Annotated in this window: 17 protein-coding genes, 1 pseudogene and 1 riboswitch; of the genes and pseudogenes, 9 read left to right on the plus strand and 9 right to left on the minus strand. The window is 58.2% G+C overall.

Annotated elements, in window-relative coordinates; translation table 11 throughout:
- Window positions 1-43: 43 nt before the first annotated feature.
- Window positions 44-2005, plus strand: a complete 1962-nt coding sequence (gene acs, locus ACIQTS_RS14165; RefSeq protein ID WP_388024593.1) for an acetate--CoA ligase — start codon at window positions 44-46, stop codon at window positions 2003-2005.
- Window positions 2006-2085: 80 nt separating this feature from the next.
- Here acs and ACIQTS_RS14170 read toward each other — a convergent pair whose 3' ends face one another.
- Window positions 2086-3957, minus strand: a complete 1872-nt coding sequence (locus tag ACIQTS_RS14170) for a BCCT family transporter (RefSeq protein WP_402473711.1) — start codon at window positions 3955-3957, stop codon at window positions 2086-2088.
- Window positions 3958-4622: 665 nt separating this feature from the next.
- Here ACIQTS_RS14170 and ACIQTS_RS14175 point away from each other — a divergent pair.
- Both ACIQTS_RS14175 and katG read left to right on the plus strand, forming a co-directional pair.
- Window positions 4623-5051 carry a Fur family transcriptional regulator gene (locus ACIQTS_RS14175; RefSeq protein ID WP_388024594.1) on the plus strand — a complete coding sequence of 143 codons (429 nt, stop codon included), beginning with the start codon at window positions 4623-4625 and terminating at the stop codon, window positions 5049-5051.
- Window positions 5052-5154: 103 nt separating this feature from the next.
- Window positions 5155-7338, plus strand: coding sequence for a catalase/peroxidase HPI (gene katG, locus ACIQTS_RS14180; protein WP_105657950.1), 2184 nt, complete (start codon window positions 5155-5157; stop codon window positions 7336-7338).
- A gap of 98 nt (window positions 7339-7436) precedes the next feature.
- Here the strand turns inward: katG and ACIQTS_RS14185 are convergent, their stop codons facing one another.
- The 3 genes from ACIQTS_RS14185 to ACIQTS_RS14195 form a co-directional block, all read right to left on the minus strand.
- Window positions 7437-8066: a methylated-DNA--[protein]-cysteine S-methyltransferase gene (locus tag ACIQTS_RS14185; protein WP_402473712.1), complete on the minus strand. Its 630-nt coding sequence runs from the start codon at window positions 8064-8066 to the stop codon at window positions 7437-7439.
- Window positions 8063-8560, minus strand: coding sequence for an RNA polymerase sigma factor (locus ACIQTS_RS14190; RefSeq protein ID WP_332595234.1), 498 nt, complete (start codon window positions 8558-8560; stop codon window positions 8063-8065). Before ACIQTS_RS14190 ends, ACIQTS_RS14185 begins: the two co-directional genes overlap by 4 nt.
- 113 nt (window positions 8561-8673) lie before the next feature.
- Window positions 8674-9234 (minus strand): histidine phosphatase family protein, encoded by a 561-nt coding sequence (locus ACIQTS_RS14195; RefSeq protein ID WP_402473713.1) that lies wholly within the window; start codon window positions 9232-9234, stop codon window positions 8674-8676.
- Window positions 9235-9345: 111 nt separating this feature from the next.
- A riboswitch (SAM riboswitch) is annotated at window positions 9346-9440 on the plus strand.
- 115 nt (window positions 9441-9555) lie between these two features.
- Between ACIQTS_RS14195 and ACIQTS_RS14200 the strand changes: the two genes are divergently transcribed.
- The 3 genes from ACIQTS_RS14200 (at window position 9556) to ACIQTS_RS14210 (ending at window position 12238) form a co-directional block, all read left to right on the plus strand.
- On the plus strand, window positions 9556-10929 hold the full coding sequence (locus ACIQTS_RS14200; RefSeq protein WP_332595232.1) for an O-acetylhomoserine aminocarboxypropyltransferase/cysteine synthase family protein: 1374 nt from the start codon (window positions 9556-9558) through the stop codon (window positions 10927-10929).
- On the plus strand, window positions 10929-11423 hold the full coding sequence (locus ACIQTS_RS14205) for a CoA-binding protein (protein ID WP_105657946.1): 495 nt from the start codon (window positions 10929-10931) through the stop codon (window positions 11421-11423). The genes ACIQTS_RS14200 and ACIQTS_RS14205 overlap by 1 nt, the downstream gene beginning before the upstream one ends.
- A 587-nt stretch (window positions 11424-12010) precedes the next feature.
- Window positions 12011-12238, plus strand: a complete 228-nt coding sequence (locus tag ACIQTS_RS14210) for a hypothetical protein (RefSeq protein WP_146112981.1) — start codon at window positions 12011-12013, stop codon at window positions 12236-12238.
- 44 nt (window positions 12239-12282) lie between these two features.
- Here the strand turns inward: ACIQTS_RS14210 and ACIQTS_RS14215 are convergent, their stop codons facing one another.
- The 5 genes and pseudogenes from ACIQTS_RS14215 to ACIQTS_RS14235 all read right to left on the minus strand — a co-directional run.
- Complete coding sequence (locus tag ACIQTS_RS14215; RefSeq protein ID WP_402473714.1) at window positions 12283-12546, minus strand: hypothetical protein; 264 nt, start codon at window positions 12544-12546, stop codon at window positions 12283-12285.
- Between the two features lie 559 nt (window positions 12547-13105).
- Window positions 13106-13417 (minus strand): ATP-binding protein, encoded by a 312-nt coding sequence (locus tag ACIQTS_RS14220; protein WP_402473755.1) that lies wholly within the window; start codon window positions 13415-13417, stop codon window positions 13106-13108.
- A complete protein-coding gene (locus ACIQTS_RS14225; protein ID WP_402473715.1) occupies window positions 13387-13806 on the minus strand; it encodes a hypothetical protein in 420 nt (139 codons plus the stop codon). Before ACIQTS_RS14225 ends, ACIQTS_RS14220 begins: the two co-directional genes overlap by 31 nt.
- Before the next feature lie 33 nt (window positions 13807-13839).
- Window positions 13840-14322 carry an amidase domain-containing protein gene (locus ACIQTS_RS14230; RefSeq protein ID WP_402473756.1) on the minus strand — a complete coding sequence of 161 codons (483 nt, stop codon included), beginning with the start codon at window positions 14320-14322 and terminating at the stop codon, window positions 13840-13842.
- Between the two features lie 260 nt (window positions 14323-14582).
- Window positions 14583-15657: pseudogene (locus ACIQTS_RS14235) on the minus strand (IS3 family transposase); the annotation flags it as partial.
- Window positions 15658-15768: 111 nt separating this feature from the next.
- Here ACIQTS_RS14235 and ACIQTS_RS14240 point away from each other — a divergent pair.
- The 3 genes from ACIQTS_RS14240 (at window position 15769) to ACIQTS_RS14250 (ending at window position 18222) form a co-directional block, all read left to right on the plus strand.
- Window positions 15769-16245, plus strand: a complete 477-nt coding sequence (locus tag ACIQTS_RS14240) for a GNAT family N-acetyltransferase (RefSeq protein ID WP_105657939.1) — start codon at window positions 15769-15771, stop codon at window positions 16243-16245.
- A 183-nt stretch (window positions 16246-16428) separates the two neighbouring features.
- Window positions 16429-17262, plus strand: coding sequence for an AraC family transcriptional regulator (locus ACIQTS_RS14245; RefSeq protein ID WP_402473716.1), 834 nt, complete (start codon window positions 16429-16431; stop codon window positions 17260-17262).
- A gap of 117 nt (window positions 17263-17379) precedes the next feature.
- Window positions 17380-18222 (plus strand): ABC transporter ATP-binding protein, encoded by an 843-nt coding sequence (locus ACIQTS_RS14250; protein WP_105657938.1) that lies wholly within the window; start codon window positions 17380-17382, stop codon window positions 18220-18222.
- Window positions 18223-18324: the final 102 nt, after the last annotated feature.

Genomic DNA, 18324 nt, shown 5'->3' on the forward strand with positions numbered 1-18324 from the left:
AGTACCCGCTGACAAAACTACCCCTCACCAAAGAAAGTTTGCGATGACCACCGAATTGGCAACAACCTCAACTCAAGTTTCAGAGGCAGCACGCCAGGAATTCTGGGACGAAGCGGCGAACCTCTTGGATTGGGACACCCCGTGGCACACCACCAGCCGCATCATTCCGGCCGATCCGGATGCCAAGCGCGGACCGGAAATTTCTTGGTACCTCGGCGGCAAGCTGAACGCCGCAGTGAACTGCGCCGACCGCCATGTAGCTGCGGGACGCGGCCAGAAGGTCGCACTGTATTTCGAAGGCGAGCCCGGTGACCGGGTAGCCGTCACCTACAAGAATTTGCAGGAGCGGGTCTCCCAGGCAGCCAACGCCTTGGAATCCCTGGGTGTGGTGAAGGGCGACCGCGTGGTCATTTACCTGCCGGTGCTCATTGAAACAATTGTCATCACCTTGGCTTGCGCCCGCATCGGCGCCATCCATTCGCTGGTCTTCGGCGGGTTCTCCGCCGAAGCGCTGAGGTTCCGCGTGGAGGACACCAAGGCAAAGGTCCTGGTCACCACCGACGGCCAGTTCCGCCGTGGCACTTCGGTTCCGGTCAAAGGCAACGCCGATGCGGCCGTTGCCGGCGAGAACGAAATCGAAAAGGTCCTGGTTATCCGCCGCACCGGCGACGAAATCCCGTGGACCGAAGGCCGCGACATCTGGTGGCATGAGGTGGTTGATACCCAATCCACCGAGCACCACGCGCAGGCATTCGATGCGGAGACGCCGCTGTTCATCATGTACACCTCGGGGACCACCGGCCAGCCGAAGGGCTTGGTTCACACCACCGGCGGGTACCTGACGCAGGCGGCCGCCAGCTACAACCTGCTGTTCGCCAACCCGGACGAGTCCCAGCGCGCCAAGGACGTGCACTGGTGCACCGCCGACCTCGCCTGGGTCACCGCGCATACCTACGAGATCTATGGCCCGTTGGCCAATGGCGTCACCCAGGTAATCTACGAGGGCGTCCCCAACGCCCCGCACCCGGGCCGCCACTTCGAGGTCATTGAACGCTACAAGGTCACCAGCTACTACACCGCTCCCACCTTGGTCCGCTCGTTGATGGGCTGGTTCCCGGACGGCATCCCCGCTCAATACGATCTCTCCTCGGTGAAGATCGGCGGCACTGTGGGTGAAGCCGTCAATCCCGAGGCATGGAAATGGTTCCGCCAGCAGATCGGCCGGGACAGCGAAGCAGGACTGCCGATGGTTGACACCTGGTGGCAGTCCGAATCCGGCGCGACCGTGCTTTCCCCCCTGCCGACCGATGGACATTTCAAGCCAGGCTGCGCCGCACGCGCGCTGCCGGGCATCTCGGTGGACATTGTCGACGATGGCGGCCTGAGCGTGCCGGCCAACCAGCAGGGCAATATTGTCATCACGCGCACTGGCCCGTCGATGGCCCGTACCGTATGGGGCAACCCGACGCGCTACTACACCAGCTACTGGGAACAATACGTAGAGCAGGGCTGGTTCTTGGCTGGCGACGGTGCCCGCTTCGATGAGGACGGCGATATCTACATCCTGGGCCGCACCGACGACGTGATCAATATTTCCGGCCATCGGCTTTCCACCATTGAAATCGAATCGGCATTGGTCACCCACCCCGGCGTGGTGGAAGCCGGCGTCTGCCCCACCCCGGATTCCAAGACCGGACACGCTGCAACCGCCTTCGTGGTACCGCTGGACAAGACCCTGGTTGCCGAGTCGCCTGACGAGCAGCTCGTTGCACGGCAGGCCGAGTTCATTGCTGAACTCCGTGATACCGTCGCGGTGCAGATCGGCCCGATTGCCAAGCCGCGGGAAATCGTCTTGGTTCCAGATGTGCCCAAGACCCGTTCGGGCAAGATCATGCGCCGCCTGCTCACCCAGCTGTTCGAGGGCACCACGCTCGGCGACACAACGAGCCTGCAGAATGAGCCGTGCATTCCGGAGATCAACGCGATCTGCCGCGCGCGCGGCTAATCGCTGCTCCCAAGCCCCTTGGGGACAAACAAATGAAGCTTCTTCCCCGGCTGGGGAAGAAGCTTCATTTGATTTGCCGGTTAGGAATCCCCGGCCGTTGGCTTCTGGCTCTGGCCATCGGCCGCGCTGCGCTTGCCGTCCTGCACCGGGTCAGCGGTGGCTTCGGTGGCGAAAAGCTTCACTTCGGAGGCCCTTCCCTCGGCCCTGACCAAAGGGATTTCGGTGGTCATCAAGCTGAACTGGCCACCCTCATGGCGGTCAACCGCCTGGCCCACGGACTGCTCCAGGACCTTTCGAGCCACCTTGCCGCGAAGCACCAGCGGATCCTTGCTCAGGTCCTTCCACAACGCCACGCAGAGCAGGAGCATCACAATCACGAATGGCAGCGCCGAAACAATAGTGATGTTCTTCAGCCCGGTCAATGCCTCCGCCGGATGATCGCCGCCAGCCAGCAGCATCACCGCGGCCACAGCGCCGGTGGCCACGCCCCAGAAGATCACGGCCTTCTTCGATGGCTCTTCAGCGCCGCGTTCGCTGAGCGCACCCATCACGATCGAGGCCGAGTCTGCGCCGGTCACGAAGAAGATCGCAATCAGCAGCACGGTGACGACCATCAGCACGGTAGCCATCCAGCCCGACAGCGGGAGGCTGCCAAGCATGTCGAAGAGGATCAAATCGAAGTTGATGTCTGGTGCGCCATCAACAATGCTGGCCAGCTTTTCCCCGGTTTCCCCGGCGCGTTCAGCGCGTTCCTGAATACCGATTGCGCCACCGCCGAAGATTGCAAACCAAATCAGGGTGACACTGGATGGAACGAGCAGCACGCCGGTGACGAACTGGCGAATAGTGCGGCCACGGGAAATGCGGGCGATGAACAAGCCTACGAATGGGCTCCAAGAGATCCACCATGCCCAGTAGAAGACAGTCCACGAGGACAGCCAATCAGACATTGCACCATCGCCGGCAGCCGTACGCGAAGCCATCTCCGGCAAGTCGCCGATGAAAGCGCCAATGGCATTGGGAATGACGTTCAGGATGAACAGAGTTGGGCCGCCAATGAAAACGATCAATGCGATGATCAATGCCAATACCATGTTGGTGTTGGACAACCACTGGATACCGCGCTCAATGCCGGAAACGGCAGAAGCGACAAACAATGCCGTCAGAATGCCAATGATGATAACCAGAACGCCGGAGCCGACCTTCTCCATCATCCCAGTGGCCTGGATGCCGCCGCCAATCTGCAATGCGCCCAGACCCAGCGAACAAGCCGAGCCGAAGAGGGTGGCGATGATGGCCAGGATATTGATGGTGCGCCCGCCCCAACCATGGATGGCGCGGTCGCCGAAGATCGAGCTGAACATGGCTGAGAACAGCTGGGGGCGTCCCAGCCGGAAGCTGCCGTAAGCCATGCCCAAGCCAACGATGGCGTACATGGCCCATGGGAATAAGGTCCAGTGGAAGAGCGTGGTGCCCATAGCGGTGCTCAATGCATCACTGGTGGAACCTTCCACCGTTCCCGGAGGAGGCGACATGTAGAAGTACAGCGGCTCGCCCACGCCGTAGAAGACCAAGCCGATGCCCATGCCGGTTGCGAACATCATCGAGATCCACGAGACCGTGGAGAACTTTGGCGTCTCGCCGTCCTTGCCCAGCGGGATGCGTCCAAAGTTCTTGGCCGCTACGACGATGGCGAAGACCGCGAAAACCGCGGCAGCAATGACAAAAAGCCAGCCAGTGTTGGTGATAACCCAGTCAAGGGCCGCGCTGGAGGCCTTGCCCAGCCCTTCGGGGCTAGCGAAACCCCAAATAATAAAGGCCAGCGCTAGAGCGCCGGCGATTCCGAATACCCAGTAATCCGTACCGGAAAGTGAGTACTTCTTAGGTCGTCTGTGACGAACTGAATGCAGTTCCTCAACGAGGTCGCCGATTGATTGATCCGTCTGCTTCATTGCGGTCTTCCTTCACTGGTGAGATCCCGCGGATAAGATCCGGGCGGAATCTGCCGAGCCATCGCCTCTCGAGTAAACGATCGCCATGCAGTGTGATTGATTGCGAATTGCTTTTCGGGTGTCGGTCCACTGTGTCTAAATCTCGCGTTGAAGCAGCCTGAAAGAAACAACTATTCTCCGCTAATATCCCGCGAATTATTCCTGCGAGTTGACTCGATTTAGCACGATTTTGACACGATGAATCCCAAAATGGGCCTTTTCCAGCATGGTCGACATCTCATCAAGGGTCAAATCAGATCCTTGATTTCTCGCCGTTTCCGGATCTTCAGCACCCCGGGATCACATTGTTTACGCTGGCAGTGCCATCCATGTGAGCTTCCTCGCCCCACAGGATTTTTCGCTCCCCGAACCCGTGGAATCATCAATTGGACCGCAATATTTCCCAAGATAAAACCACGCACTATTCGCTTTCTTATTTCGGGTGAAATGTCTGCGATTTCGTAATTTTCCTCCCCCAGAAGCACATCACGCTTGAACATGCACCATACGGAATACTTACTAATGAAGCATCGATTCAACCAGTCAGCTGGAGTCCACCCACTTTTAACGCGAAATACACTGGAACTTATCTTGACTGATTCAAAATAAGCAGGCATGCTGGGTACATGACATCACAGGCAGGGATCGAGCAGGTGCTGAAGGCGGCATCGATGCGGGTCACGCAACCGCGCGTTGCGGTACTTTCCGCCGTCGCGGCGCACCCGCACGCGGATACCGAAACCATCATTTCGGCTGTCCGTGAAGATCACCCCAATGTGTCGCACCAAGCTGTCTACGATTCACTCAGGCTCTTCACGAAACTGGGTGTCATTCGGCAGATACAGCCACAGGGCCATACCGCCCGCTATGAAGCCCGCGTTGGCGACAATCACCACCATGTGGTGTGCCGCCAGTGCGGAACGCTGGCGGACGTCGACTGCGCTGTCGGCGGCGCCCCGTGCCTGCATGCTTCCAATGACCACGGGTTCAGCATTGATGAAGCCGAAGTGATCTATTGGGGCACCTGCCCGGATTGCCAGGCTGCGAACGCATAGTTGCTGTCTAAGTAAACCCCTAGATTTGCCATCGTCATCAGCGCAGCTGCTGTGCGATGGATAAAACCAGATAAACCCTAAACAATCCGGAAGGAAAGAGCACATGTCTGAGATGACTGCAGGTCAGTGCCCAGTAGTTGGCGGCGCGGGTCGAATTCACCCTACCCAGGGCAATGCCAACACCGAATGGTGGCCGAATAAGCTGAATCTGAGGATTCTGGCCAAGAACCAGCAGGTTTCCAACCCGCTGGACGAGAACTTCGACTACATTGAAGCCTTCAATGCCCTCGACTTGTCGGCAGTAAAAGCCGACCTGACCGAAATCATGACCCAGTCGCACGACTGGTGGCCAGCAGACTTCGGCCACTACGGCCCGTTCTTCATCCGCATGGCTTGGCACTCCGCAGGCACCTACCGCTCGCACGACGGCCGCGGCGGCGGCGGCGCAGGCCAGCAGCGCTTCGCTCCGCTGAACTCGTGGCCTGACAACGTTTCGCTGGACAAGGCTCGCCGCCTGCTGTGGCCAGTGAAGAAGAAGTACGGCCAGTCGATTTCCTGGGCCGACCTTATCCTGCTGGCTGGCAACGTGGCTCTGGAAGACATGGGCTTCGAGACCTTCGGTTTCGCCGGCGGCCGCAAGGACGTTTGGGAAGCAGATGACGATGTCTACTGGGGCCCGGAAAAGGTCTGGCTGGACAGCGAACGCTACACCGGCAAGCGAGACCTGGATGCTCCTCTGGCAGCAGTGCAGATGGGCCTGATCTACGTGAATCCTGAGGGTCCTGACGGAAATCCGGATCCGCTGGCCTCGGCCGTAGACATCCGCGAAACCTTCCGCCGCATGGGCATGAACGACGAGGAGACCGTCGCGCTGATCGCCGGTGGCCACACCTTCGGCAAGACCCACGGCGCGCATGCCGATGACAAGATCGGCCCGGATCCAGAAGCAGCTCCGCTTGAAATGCAGGGACTGGGCTGGAAGAACGGCCACGGCACCGGCAAGGGCGCGGACACCGTGTCCTCGGGTCTTGAAGTCACCTGGACCTACCACCCAACCCGCTGGGACAACGAGTTCTTCCACATCCTCTTCGCCTACGAATGGGAACTGTTCGAATCCCCAGCAGGCGCCAAGCAGTGGCGCCCGGTCAACAATGGCGGAGCCGGCTTGGTCCAGCCTGCATTCGAGACCTTGGAACACCGCGAGCCACGCATGCTTACCAGCGACCTGGCCCTGCGCTTCGACCCGGTCTACGGCCCGATCTCCAAGAACTTCAAGGAGAACCCAGACCAGTTCGCAGACGCCTTCGCCCGCGCATGGTTCAAGCTGACCCACCGCGACATGGGCCCGAAGTCCCGCTACTTCGGCCCAGAGGTTCCTGCTGAGGACCTGCTCTGGCAGGATCCACTGCCAGCAGCTCCGCAGACCACCTTGGGTGCAACTGAAGTTGCCGCACTTAAAGCCCTGATCAACGATTCGGGACTGACCGTCCAGCAGCTGGTATCCACGGCTTGGAAGGCCGCTTCGACCTTCCGCACCTCGGATAAGCGCGGCGGCGTTAACGGCGGCCGCATCCGCCTGGAACCACAGGTCTCCTGGAGCGTGAACCAGCCTGAGCAGCTCAAACCGGTAATTGCCAAGCTGGAAGAGATTGTTGACAACTTCAACGCCACTTCCGGGATCAAGGCTTCCTTCGCGGACGTCGTTGTCCTAGCCGGCAACGTCGGAGTCGAGCAGGCAGCCCTGGCAGCTGGCCAGCAGGTCGAGGTTCCATTCACCCCGGGCCGCGTAGACGCAACCCAGGAGCAAACCGACGTTGACCAGTTCGCATGGCTGGAACCAGTTTCCGACGGATTCCGCAACTACGACTCGGGCTTCGTCAAGCTGCCTAGCGAGTACTTGCTGATCGACCGCGCGAATCTGCTGGGCCTCTCGGCACCGGAAGCGACCGTACTGCTCGGTGGACTGCGCGTCATCGGCAATAACTGGGACGGCTCCAACTTGGGCGTCTTCACCGACACCCCAGGCGCGTTGACCAACGACTTCTTCGCGAACCTGCTGGAGCTGGGGTTGGAATGGACCCCATCCGCTGACGAGCAGACCTACACCACCACCGATGGCCGCTGGACCGGCAGCCGCGTGGATCTGGTGTTCGGTGCCAACTCCGAGCTGCGTGCACTGGCCGAGGTTTACGCTTCGGATGATGCCAAGGAGAAGTTCGTCAATGACTTCGCCTCCGCTTGGGCCAAGCTCATGGACGCAGATCGCTTCGAACTGCGCAGCAAGTAGCAGCTGCTGGGCCGCGAGCCCGTAGCAATTAGTGCTGGGCTGCTGCTTCCCGCAAGGGAGGCAGCAGCCCAGCACTTGTTTCATGCGGGAGCTGCCCGTCAGAACAGCGTCGCGGCGCCGCTGGCGAAGTCCGGGTTCTCCAGCTTCAGCAGCTCGGACTTGGCTTCCAAGCCTCCCAGGTAGCCGCCCAATGAACCATCGGTGCGCAGCACCCGATGGCAGGGCAGCACGATGGGAATCGGGTTGGTGGCGCAGGCTGAACCGACGGCCCGCACCGCCTTCGGCTTGCCGATCTGCTGCGCCAGCTGGGCGTAGCTCAGGGTATGCCCGTAATCGATATGACCCAGTTCCAGCTGCACCTGGCGGCGGAACTCGGTGGAGAGCTGCAAGTCCACCGGAAGATCGAAGCCATGCCGCTGGCCCGCGAAATACTCCTCCAGTTGCCGGGCGGCATCATCCAGGCTCGAATTGTCGCGCAGGATCCGCGGGCTGAGCCTTTCCGAGAGCACCTCCAGAATCCGGTCATGGCCTTCGGATTCAAAAGCGACCCGGACCAGCCCGGCATCGGTGCTGGCCAGCAGCAAGGCCCCCACGGGGCTATCGACCACGCGATAGGCAACATCAACAAGTTCCCGTGCACGGGCCCGCTCAACGAGCCGGCCCTGCAGCGAGTCGAGGATTTGCGCTTCAGCGGCCGTAGCCTGCTGCCGATAATTTATTCCGTTCATGGCTGCTCCCTCCATAGTTCTTGGTCATCCATCCGGGCCCGCAGATTCTTGATCCCATCGGCGCCCGAACGCCGGGCGGCAGCTTCGGTGCCGGAAAGGATTCCGGCAATTTGCGCGTAGCTCATTCCGCCCAGATAGCGGTAGGCCACCACCTGCCGCTGCTTGCCAGGAAGCTGGTTCACCTCATGCCACAGCTGCAGGTTCTCCAACTGCAGATCCGGCCGTTGGGCCGATGGGGCCAGGCTGTCCACGTCTTGGCCGATGAGGATTTCCGGCTTGTTCCTGCGCAACTCGTCAATGGCTTTGTTCCGGGCAATACGCACTAGCCATGCCAGGACATTGGCGTCTTCAGGCAATTGCGGGTACGCCTTGAGCGCGGCAAGGAACGTTTCGGACCAGGCGTCTTGCGCGCGATGCTCATCAAGCAGGGCACGGCAAACGCGCAGGACGTTCAGTCCATAGTCCTGGACTATCCGCTCGAACGGTGCTTGCATGGATCTCCTGGCATTTGCGCCTTCATGGCTTCTCACCATGTAAACGTACGAGGAGACCATTTTGTGAGGCGTGAATGAAAAAAATTTCCTTCACGCAGAGACCCCATGGATTCCTAGAAAGCCATCAGATCCAATTCGCTGGCGATCTGCTCAAGGCGGATCAAGTCCAAGTGGAGCATTTCGCCATTTTCCACGCCTTGGGGATCCGTGGTTCCGGCCAATGCGTCACGGATGGTGCGCATGGTGGCCCCATGGCTGACAATCATGACCTTGCGCCCGGCATGCCTGCTGGCCAACTCCAGCAGCGCTGGCACCGCACGGCTCAAGATCTGGGCACGCGGCTCACGCAGGTCCTTGGCAGCAGCCGATTCCGCTTCGCTGACCTCGGCCATGATCCGGCCTTCCAGCGGGCCGAAGCCGCGTTCAATGAGTTCCGGAACAGCGTTCCCCGTCTCGGCCTCGATCTGCTGGGCAATCAGCGCGGCAGTTTCCCGGGCACGTTCCAAGGGCGAAGCAAGTACCAGCGACCAGTTCTGGCCGATGAGCTGGCGCCCGACCTCGCGAGCTTGTTCGCGCCCGGTATCGTTCAACGGGATATCGGTACGCCCCTGCAGGCGCCCTGCAAGGTTCCAATCGGTCTGCCCGTGTCGCACCAGTGCCAGCGAAGTATCCATGACTCCAGCCTAACCGGGGTAATAGGTATCGAAGAATCTCCGATAACAGCTCCAATACGCAACGTTACGACTCATAGTTGGGTCACGAACGGTCATGTTGCGAAGATTATTACACCATCCCGAGCGGCTGAGAGATCTGGTTCGATGACGCCGCAGCAACCTGCCACATCCGGTGGTTACGGTGCTACCGCCAGAAACGATGCAGCCGCCTACCCGTTGGACCACAGCAGGAAGCGACATTGATTCCGGGATTCCTGCCTCGATCGCGGCCCGCCCTGCGGTGCCCGCGAAACCCCAATCGACAAGGAGTCGTAAGCCACCATGGCAGATCACAAGTTTGGATTCCGCACCCGCGCATTGCATGCCGGAGGCACCCCCGATGCCGAGCATGGCTCACGCGCAGTGCCGATTTACCAGACCACTTCGTTCGTCTTCAAGGACGCTGACGATGCGGCCAACCTCTTTGCCTTGCAGAAGTACGGCAACATCTACTCGCGTATCGGCAACCCGACCGTAGCGGCTTTCGAAGAGCGCATGGCTTCGCTGGAAGGCGGCATCGGAGCGGTAGCCACCGGCTCGGGCATGGCCGCGGAATTCGTCACCTTCGCGGCCTTGGCCCAGGCAGGCGACCACATTGTGGCTTCCTCGAAGCTCTATGGCGGCACCATCACCCAGCTCGATGTCTCGCTGCGCCGCTTCGGCATCAACACCACTTTCATCGACTCCAATGATCCCGCCGACTTCGAAGCGGCGATCCAGGAAAACACCAAGGCCGTCTACACCGAGGTGGTGGCCAACCCGTCCGGCGACATCGCTGACCTGAAGGGCCTGGCCGAGGTGGCGCACCGCCACAATCTCCCGCTGGTAGTCGATTCGACGCTCACTCCCCCGTACATCCTGCGCCCTATCGAGCACGGCGCGGATATCGTGATCCACTCGGCCACCAAGTTCATCGGCGGGCACGGCACCACCCTGGGCGGCGTGGTCATCGAGTCGGGCAAGTTCAACTGGGGCAATGGCAAGTTCCCCACCATGACCGAACCGGTTGCCAGCTACGGCAACGTCTCCTGGTGGGACAACTTCGGCGAGTACGGCTTCCTGACCAAGCTGCGCAGCGAGCAGCTGCGCGACTTCGGACCGGCTCTGCCGGCCCAGTCCGCATTCCAGCTGCTGCAGGGCCTGGAGACCTTGCCGCAGCGCATGGACAACCACCTGTCCAACGCGAAGCAGGTCGCTGCCTGGTTGCAGGCCGATGAGCGCGTGACCTACGTGAACTATGCCGGCCTGGAATCCCACCCGCAGCACGCGCAGGCCAAGGAGCTACTGCCCATGGGCGTCGGCTCGGTCTTCAGCTTCGGGGTGAAGGGCGGGCGCGAAGCCGGCTCGAAGTTCATCGAAGCCCTGCAGTTGGCCAGCCACCTGGCCAACATCGGCGATGCCCGCACCCTGGTGCTGCACCCGGCCTCCACCACCCACCAGCAGCTGAGCGCCGAGCAGCTGGTCTCCGCTGGCGTGCCAGAAGATTTGATCCGCCTGTCGGTAGGACTGGAAGATGTCGAGGACATCCTCTGGGATCTGGACCAGGCGCTGGCCGCTTCGCAGGAAGCGATTGCCGGTTCCGCCGCAGGGTTCGAGGCACCGGCCTACGACGGTTCCGCCTGCGCATTGCCAACCGCTTCGAAGGGAGCAATCTAATGACTGCCGTTGATACCGCTTGGGAAGGCCCGGGAGCCGCACAGCGCCTGGAGATCCTGCGTGACACCAAGTCCATCGCCATTGTCGGCGCCTCGAACAAGCCATCGCGCGCCAGCTATTTTGTGGCTACCTACCTGCTCTCCTCCTCCAAGTACAAGGTGTATTTCATCAACCCGGTACTCGATGAGATCCTGGGCCAGCCGGTGTACAAGTCGCTGGCCGATCTGCCGGAGACCCCGGATCTGGTGGAGGTTTTCCGCAAGCACGATGACCTGCCTACCGTGTTGGACGAGGCCCTGGCCGTAGGCGCGAAGACCCTGTGGCTGCAGCTGGGATCCTGGCACGAGGAAGTGGCCCGGCGCGCCGAGGCCGCGGGCATGAATGTGGTCATGGACCGCTGCGTGAAGATCGAGCACGCCCGCTTCCACGGCGGCCTGCGCCTGGCTGGATTCAATACCGGCGTCATTTCCTCCAAGCGCCAGGTACTTGCCTAGGGAGTCCAAGATTCCAGGAAATGGGTGCATGCAACATTGCGTTGCATGCACCCATTTTTCTGCGGCAATTCCCCGGAAATGGCCGGTTTGGTCAACGACGCTGAACTTTTGCACGGAGCATTCCGAAGGAAGAACAAGACCTCTGCCGAACCATGGTCGATGCAATTGGCCCACGGCATGCCGTGGGTGTGGCCCCGAAGTGCTCGACGCATTCAATCACAGATCGAAAAATCTGCAAACCACAGCACTGCAAGACAAGGCCAAACGACCCAAACCCTAAAACAGGCAGGGAGAATCGAGTTCGATTCGCTACGAGCACGAACGAAACAAGAAAAATCCCGCCCGCACTGCTATATGAAAACTCAATTCCCTTGGCCCGAGAACATTCCAGCATCTCGCAATAGCATGGTGCCGCACCCTCGATGCTGCACGGAGTTGAAATTTCTCTGGGCGAGGATTCCATCTGCGGCACCCAGCTAAGAGGCATCGGAGACAGTACTCTGGGTTGACGCACTATTCAGAATTCTCCGGAAGCAGAAGCCTCCTTGGAGGTGCGCCAGTTGACTGGAGATACGAAGGAGCAGACAGTGGATGCAAATCGAAGAACCCTATGGTCCGTGGCCCTCGGGATGAGCTTGACTGCCTTGGTATGCAGCGGGATTGCCCTGTATTCTACGGGGGTCATCATGGATGAGAACAACCTGGACTCATGGCCTGCCCCGGCTCTTTGGGTGGTGGCGATTGTTGGTGTCGTGGGGCTGCTGATTAGCTTGCCCGGCTGGTTTGCTACCAAGGAAACCAAAAAGGCTTCCTAGCTGTTGCTTCCCTTGTCCATAATCGGAGCGTTCTGCCGGACGGCCTAGTTCTTTTGACCAGTTACGTCGCCTTCCACGTAGGTGGTGTATCCGCACAGCTTCCCGGTTTCATCGGTCGTCTTCGTCGCGGCGAAGATGATGTAAGGCCAGGATCTCAGGTCCCATCCGTCGCGTCCCCACCCTGGAACTTCGTACCACCCGGTACCGGCCAGCGATTCCATCCAGTCATACACTTCGCCGTACATATCGCGCTCGACAGTTGCCGGGACGGTAACGGTTTCGCGGCTGTCTTTGGTCGTGGTCTGCATAGGTTTTTTGCATCCTTTCGCTTCACGGAAAGAGGGGCAGATTGCCAGCCTCCCGTCGAAGCCCTCCCCCGGTTGTTTTTCTGCCTGCTGGCGAAAAGAAATGTAGCGGGGCCAGCCGGAAACCCATCAACCCGTCAGGCGTGCGCAATCCACGAAAATCTTGGGCCGAAAGAAGCGACGAAGGAGCGCGGACCAAGAATTTCTGGTGGAGCACGCCCGAAGCGCAGCGAGTGGCTTGTGGGTTTGGAGGTGGCCCGTACACTCCGAAGGACAGCAGCAAAAACAGGAAAAGACCTGACGAAGTCCGGGCCACCAACCGGACACGCCAGCGGACGCCCGACACACCTTGGAGACGAGCTTGCGAGGACCCAGGGTGTTCAACGGGACGAGAACCTCATGGCATACCTAGCCTGTGTCTAACGTCCACGACCATCCTGAACGGGGAATGCTCGCATGTTCAGAACCCACAGCGGGATTTGTAGCCAAAGTTTATCAACGCTAACTGAAAATTGACCCCCTACCGCCAATCGAAAATTGACCCCTCCACACCCAATTTGTTCTATACCTGCTCAGCGTTGCGCAGCAGATCCTGACGGTTCTTCACCCGATATGAATCCCCAGCCAAAGACAACACCTCCGCATGATGAACCAAACGATCAATCATCGCCGAAGCAACAACATCATCACCGAAAACCTCACCCCACCGGCCAAAAGGCATATTCGAGGTCGCCAGCACCGACCCCTGCTCATATCGATGAGCAATCAGCTGAAAGGACGTAGACCCTGAATGAGATTCAGGGTCTACGTCCTTATCGCGGGGCTTGATAATACGGTAGTGACTCAGTAGTTTTCGCCAAATACTATTCGCGATCCTTTGCCAACGTCCATGAGCGTAAGGTCCACGGACTTATCAGGCTGATCAGCATACACATGGTAGAAGTGTGCTGGACCGCCGCGCTCGAACTCGACCATCGTGAAGTTGGATGAGGTGACTTCTACCGAATCCATGTCGGTCTTCAGCGCAGCTAGCTGTGTGTTCATGACTGTTTCGTCTAATTTGTCCATGATCACTGAACACGCTTTGTCATGGTCGGTTGTTTCTGCAGCCTCAAGTAGTACTCGAACTGCTTCCTGTGGATCGCTGACGGGTTTTCCTCCGTCACAAGCCTGCTTCCTATCGGCTGAACACCCTGCTGCCGAAAGAGCCAGCGGAAACAGCAGTAGTGGGGCAATAATCTTTGAGATGCGTTTTTTGTACACAAATGACCTTTGCAAATCGAATGAGCTGTACGACTAGATCCTATGCGCGTACCAAGTTACATTCAGTGGTTTCAGCTGAGTGAAGGGCTTATTCAAAGTAGCGTTGCTGTGGTACGAGAGGTATGGGACACCATTGATTTTCTTAGTGGTCACCATGGTGTGCGTCATATTCTTAATCTTGGCACCGTTCGTTTTGTACTGAAGGATATCTCCAGGAACGAGGCTGTAGACACTGGCAAGACGTGAAGCCCGCTTTGATTCATTCCGGGCAAAACGATAGAAATTTTCAGCACCGCTCCAAGTCCAGCTGGTCATGACACCATAGCCAAACCATTTCGAGTTGCTCTTGTAGTAGCCTTCAATTTTCTTCCATCCACCTGCATAAAGCGCTTGGGAAGCGATATTAGTACAGTCGTAGCCGTGCCTCTTATAGGCAGGATTGTACGACTTAGCCCACTTGATTGCGTAGTTTGCAACTTTCGTCTTGTTGGACGAACTAAGCTTTGAAGCCGCCATTTCGGCGACGTTCAGGGGGAGAGGATTGATTAATGCCCCACTGTCCTCCTCGCTGCCAGGGACAGTGGGGTCAACTTCGATTTCCTCTTCTTCGGTAGTTAGAGCTAGTGCCGCAGACTGCGAGACAAGATACTCATCATCCTTCACTACGATGTTTTGGATCTTGCCAGTGTCGTCGATTGTTAGCTCATAAGGGATGAGCTCGCTCCTGAGCTGGTCAAGTTTTTGGGACACGAACTTTGATCTTTTTGTACATTTCCTCAAGCCGTCAAAGCTAGAGGATCCCTTTCCTGATATGAGTCCAGAACCGCCTGGGGCTAACTCCGCCATTTGCCGTATACGGGCGCTTCCGGTTGTACCAAACCGCGATGCACTCCTTCACTGCGGCACACGCAGCCACCCTGCTGCTGAAGAACCTGTGGTGGAACATTTCCTTCTTGATCGTCCAGAAGGCTGACTCGGCGACGGAATTATCCCAGGGACACCCCGGCGCGTCCCGTCGACTACCGCACCCTGTGCGCAGCACACCACCTCTGGAACGCGCCGAGGTACATTGGGCCCTCGGTCTGAATGGAACACACTACCAAACTGGATGAACGCCTGCGACGCAGCAAGCCCCCTCGCGTCAATGGCCAACTACGTTTACATGTTCTTACCCATTGACCAGCCCACGATCTGTCGCGAATTCAAATCGATCACCGTCGCCAAATACAACCAGCCTTCACCGGCGCGCAGACAGGCAATATCGCCTAACAGTTTCGCCGCAAGCCGCGAGGAGCGGAAGTCACGCATGCCGAGATTGTCGACCCTATGGTTTTCTATACGCACCGTCCGGGATTGGCGCTCACGCACGGTCGTGGTTTTGAAGGCGCTCATCCGCGTGGCCCGGATTCTCGGCTCTTTCATGAGCGACATCACCGTGGATGTCGAGATGTCTTCCTCATGGTTTTTGCGGATCAAATCCACTAATTGTCCGCCACCGGCAACCTGGTTGGACGCCTCACACTCGTCCTGGAGCAGTTTCGTGCGGTGTGCTCGCAGGACTTAGGCTTCGCTCAGCTCTTGGCAGGCGTTCAGACATCGGTAGTGACTGCCCCTGGAATTCTGGGTTTCCTGCCCATCCAGTTCACTGGATACTCGCCTATGTGGGCTTCGATGAAGTCTAAGACCGCGCTTACTCCGTACTGTTCGAGGCGCGATAAGCGCCGACAACTTTTATGAAGCCGTTCTCCCGTTTCACCTTCAACAGTTCTTTGCGCAGGTTCTCGTTGTGGACCGTTTCACTGGGCCGTGTTCTTCGGTTTCCGCTATGGGACGCTCGGCGCGGTCGGCGCGGGATTCTGAGCGCTCATTGACCTCTATTTGAAATAAGAGCGCCATAGGTAGGTCTAGTACTGTTTAATGCATTTAAGAGTTTTTTAAATTTACGACATCGAAAGGCTTTGGATGTCGCGCTCACAATCAATTACCCTGCGTCCATTTCGCAGCGCAGACACCGAATTCTTTGCCAGCATGGCCTCGGATGAACGTGTAGCTCGTTTTATTGGGTATGGGGAGCCATGGGACCGGCAAACCATCAACGCCTGCGTTAAGCAATCCCTCCAACATGAACCACTCGACACTGTGGGGGGCTCTCGATGGTTCCTAGCTACTGAAGCAAATGCAGCAGTGGGCCTCGTGTTTTGCACCCGGCAGGAAAGTTGCGTGGAGGTCGGTTACTGGGTATCTCCAGATCAATGGGGGCGAGGAGTTGGTGGAGCCGTGCTCGATAGCACCCTGATTTCAATTCCCAAGATATACGGAATTACGAAATTCAGTGCCCGCGTAGCTCCGGCTAACACTGCTTCAACCCGACTGCTCACCAGTCGAGGATTCAGACTGGAAAAACGTGATGACATGCTTGAGTACTACACACTGGAATAGCCTTCTGTGGGTAACCGAACGCAGCCTAGATTCCTGATTGAACCAGTTGGGGGTGAAATGTATTTGGTTTAATAGCCGATCCGTAGAATTTTGGCACGCGATTATTGAACCGTTCTTCAAGGGGTTCGGTAGATCTAACATGAAACCTGCTATGTCATGCCGAATACTTTCTATACTGCAAATATGACTTCCCCTCCTACCTCGACCATCGGGCTTGGTACTTGGTCCCGTGAACCAGGTACTGCTCTAGTGCAAGCAACTGCCTTGCCTAGCGATGCGACCTCATCATTTGTGATTCTGAGCGAAACGCACACCATTGATGTCTCTACGGAGTGGGAGCCTCATTCGCACCTGGCCCATGAGCTCTTATGGACCCAAGATGGGACACTCACCGCTCGAATCGAAGGACAGATTTTTACGGTCTCCGAGGGTCATGGTCTGTGGATTCCGTCCGGAGCGTTGCACGGTGGACGCCTGACCGCACATGTAGAACTTTTCAGCGCGTTCTTTTCCCCTGAGCGAACCACCACCCCATTCAGTACCCCTACAGTGATCGACATGAAACCGTTGCTTAAGTCGTTGCTGGTCCATTTATCCAGTCGGGAACTGAGCCAAGAAGCCAGAGCGCGTGCGGAGGCTGTAGTTTTCGACGTACTCAAACCATCAGCTCATCAGCTAGCGCTGCGCTTGCCCGATGACCCTCGTATCCATGGCATTGCCAACCGTTTACTAGCCAACCCTGCGGATAACCGATCTCTCGAGCGATGGGCGGTAGATGCTGGAATCAGCTCACGAACCATCACGCGAGTCTTCCGCGAAGCAACCGGCTTATCCTTTGCCCAGTGGCGTCAAGCGGTGAAAATTCATCGCGCCCTGGAGCTGCTCACCAACGGTGAAGGCGTCCAAGACATCTCTGAAATGCTGGGCTACGCGCAGCCGAGTACTTTTATCGACGCTTTTCGACGCACCTTGGGCTCCACACCTGGCACATTCGCCTTAGCAAATGTGAATAGGTGACCGAAAAGCCGGATGCACTGTCAGAAATCATCGATTGCTGACATCGATTAGTTAACTTAGACTTACCTAAGTGAAAATACCTATTCAAATCGGACGTATTCAATCCGTTCCTTACGCATGCTAGACGTGGCGTCCGGAGCAGCATCCGCCGCAGCCGGAACGATGCTCGCCCACGAGGTAGTGCTCCGCTACGGCAAAAGCACTGTGGTGGACGGTGCTTCCATCCGTTTATCCCCGGGTGAAGTCACCGCACTCATTGGACCCAATGGCAGCGGGAAATCCACACTTCTCCGTTCCATGGCAAGGTTGCATGAGCGCGCCGCGGGGGTGATCACGCTCTCCAATTCTCACGGGGAGGCCCGCGAAATTAGCACGCTGAATGGACGAACATTCGCCCACGAAGTTACGCTCTTCGCGCAGTCCCACGCCACCCCGGAAGGGTTAGCCGTGGCAGATATCGTCGCCTTCGGTCGCCATCCATATCGGCGCGGTTTCTCGGGGCTATCCGATGCGGATCATGCGGCGATTGCCTCGGCCATGGAACTGACTGGCACTACCTCGATGTCCCGGAAGGCAGCTGGAGAACTATCCGGTGGAGAACTTCAACGTGTCTGGTTGGCCGTGTGCTTGGCACAGCAAACCAATGTGGTGCTTCTCGACGAGCCGACCAATCACCTCGACTTGAGATATCAGGTCGAGACCCTAGATCTGGTCCATGATCTAGCCCGTCAAGATCGGCTAGCCATCGGCATCGTCCTGCATGACCTGAATCAAGCTGCCGCGTTGGCTGATCGGCTGGTGCTGATGAAACACGGCCGGGTATACGTCTCAGGAACCCCCGCTGAGGTCCTCACCGCAGATAACCTCTCGGAGGTCTATGAGATCCCTGTGCAGGTCCTCTCTGATAAGCAGAATGGATTGTTGCGCATCGAACCGGTTAGCCGCCACCGGATGAGCTGACCACTTTCTTTCTACCACCGAAACATATAATTACAAGGGAAAACCTATGCCTACACTCGCTCGAAATGCAGTCACTTCAGCGGCCGCTCTAGCACTGTTGTT

It is taken from the genome of Glutamicibacter sp. NPDC090743, assembly GCF_044769125.1.
In the GTDB taxonomy this organism is placed as follows: domain Bacteria; phylum Actinomycetota; class Actinomycetes; order Actinomycetales; family Micrococcaceae; genus Glutamicibacter.

Bases quoted from the DNA above. Each gene is read 5' to 3' on its own strand.
- acs (WP_388024593.1), top strand. From the start codon at position 44: ATGACCACCGAATTGGCAACAACCTCAACTCAAGTTTCAGAGGCAGCA.
- ACIQTS_RS14170 (WP_402473711.1), bottom strand. From the start codon at position 3,957: ATGAAGCAGACGGATCAATCAATCGGCGACCTCGTTGAGGAACTGCAT.
- ACIQTS_RS14175 (WP_388024594.1), top strand. From the start codon at position 4,623: ATGACATCACAGGCAGGGATCGAGCAGGTGCTGAAGGCGGCATCGATG.
- katG (WP_105657950.1), top strand. From the start codon at position 5,155: ATGTCTGAGATGACTGCAGGTCAGTGCCCAGTAGTTGGCGGCGCGGGT.
- ACIQTS_RS14185 (WP_402473712.1), bottom strand. From the start codon at position 8,066: ATGAACGGAATAAATTATCGGCAGCAGGCTACGGCCGCTGAAGCGCAA.
- ACIQTS_RS14190 (WP_332595234.1), bottom strand. From the start codon at position 8,560: ATGCAAGCACCGTTCGAGCGGATAGTCCAGGACTATGGACTGAACGTC.
- ACIQTS_RS14195 (WP_402473713.1), bottom strand. From the start codon at position 9,234: ATGGATACTTCGCTGGCACTGGTGCGACACGGGCAGACCGATTGGAAC.
- ACIQTS_RS14200 (WP_332595232.1), top strand. From the start codon at position 9,556: ATGGCAGATCACAAGTTTGGATTCCGCACCCGCGCATTGCATGCCGGA.
- ACIQTS_RS14205 (WP_105657946.1), top strand. From the start codon at position 10,929: ATGACTGCCGTTGATACCGCTTGGGAAGGCCCGGGAGCCGCACAGCGC.
- ACIQTS_RS14215 (WP_402473714.1), bottom strand. From the start codon at position 12,546: ATGCAGACCACGACCAAAGACAGCCGCGAAACCGTTACCGTCCCGGCA.
- ACIQTS_RS14230 (WP_402473756.1), bottom strand. From the start codon at position 14,322: ATGGCGGCTTCAAAGCTTAGTTCGTCCAACAAGACGAAAGTTGCAAAC.
- ACIQTS_RS14240 (WP_105657939.1), top strand. From the start codon at position 15,769: ATGTCGCGCTCACAATCAATTACCCTGCGTCCATTTCGCAGCGCAGAC.
- ACIQTS_RS14245 (WP_402473716.1), top strand. From the start codon at position 16,429: ATGACTTCCCCTCCTACCTCGACCATCGGGCTTGGTACTTGGTCCCGT.
- ACIQTS_RS14250 (WP_105657938.1), top strand. From the start codon at position 17,380: ATGCTAGACGTGGCGTCCGGAGCAGCATCCGCCGCAGCCGGAACGATG.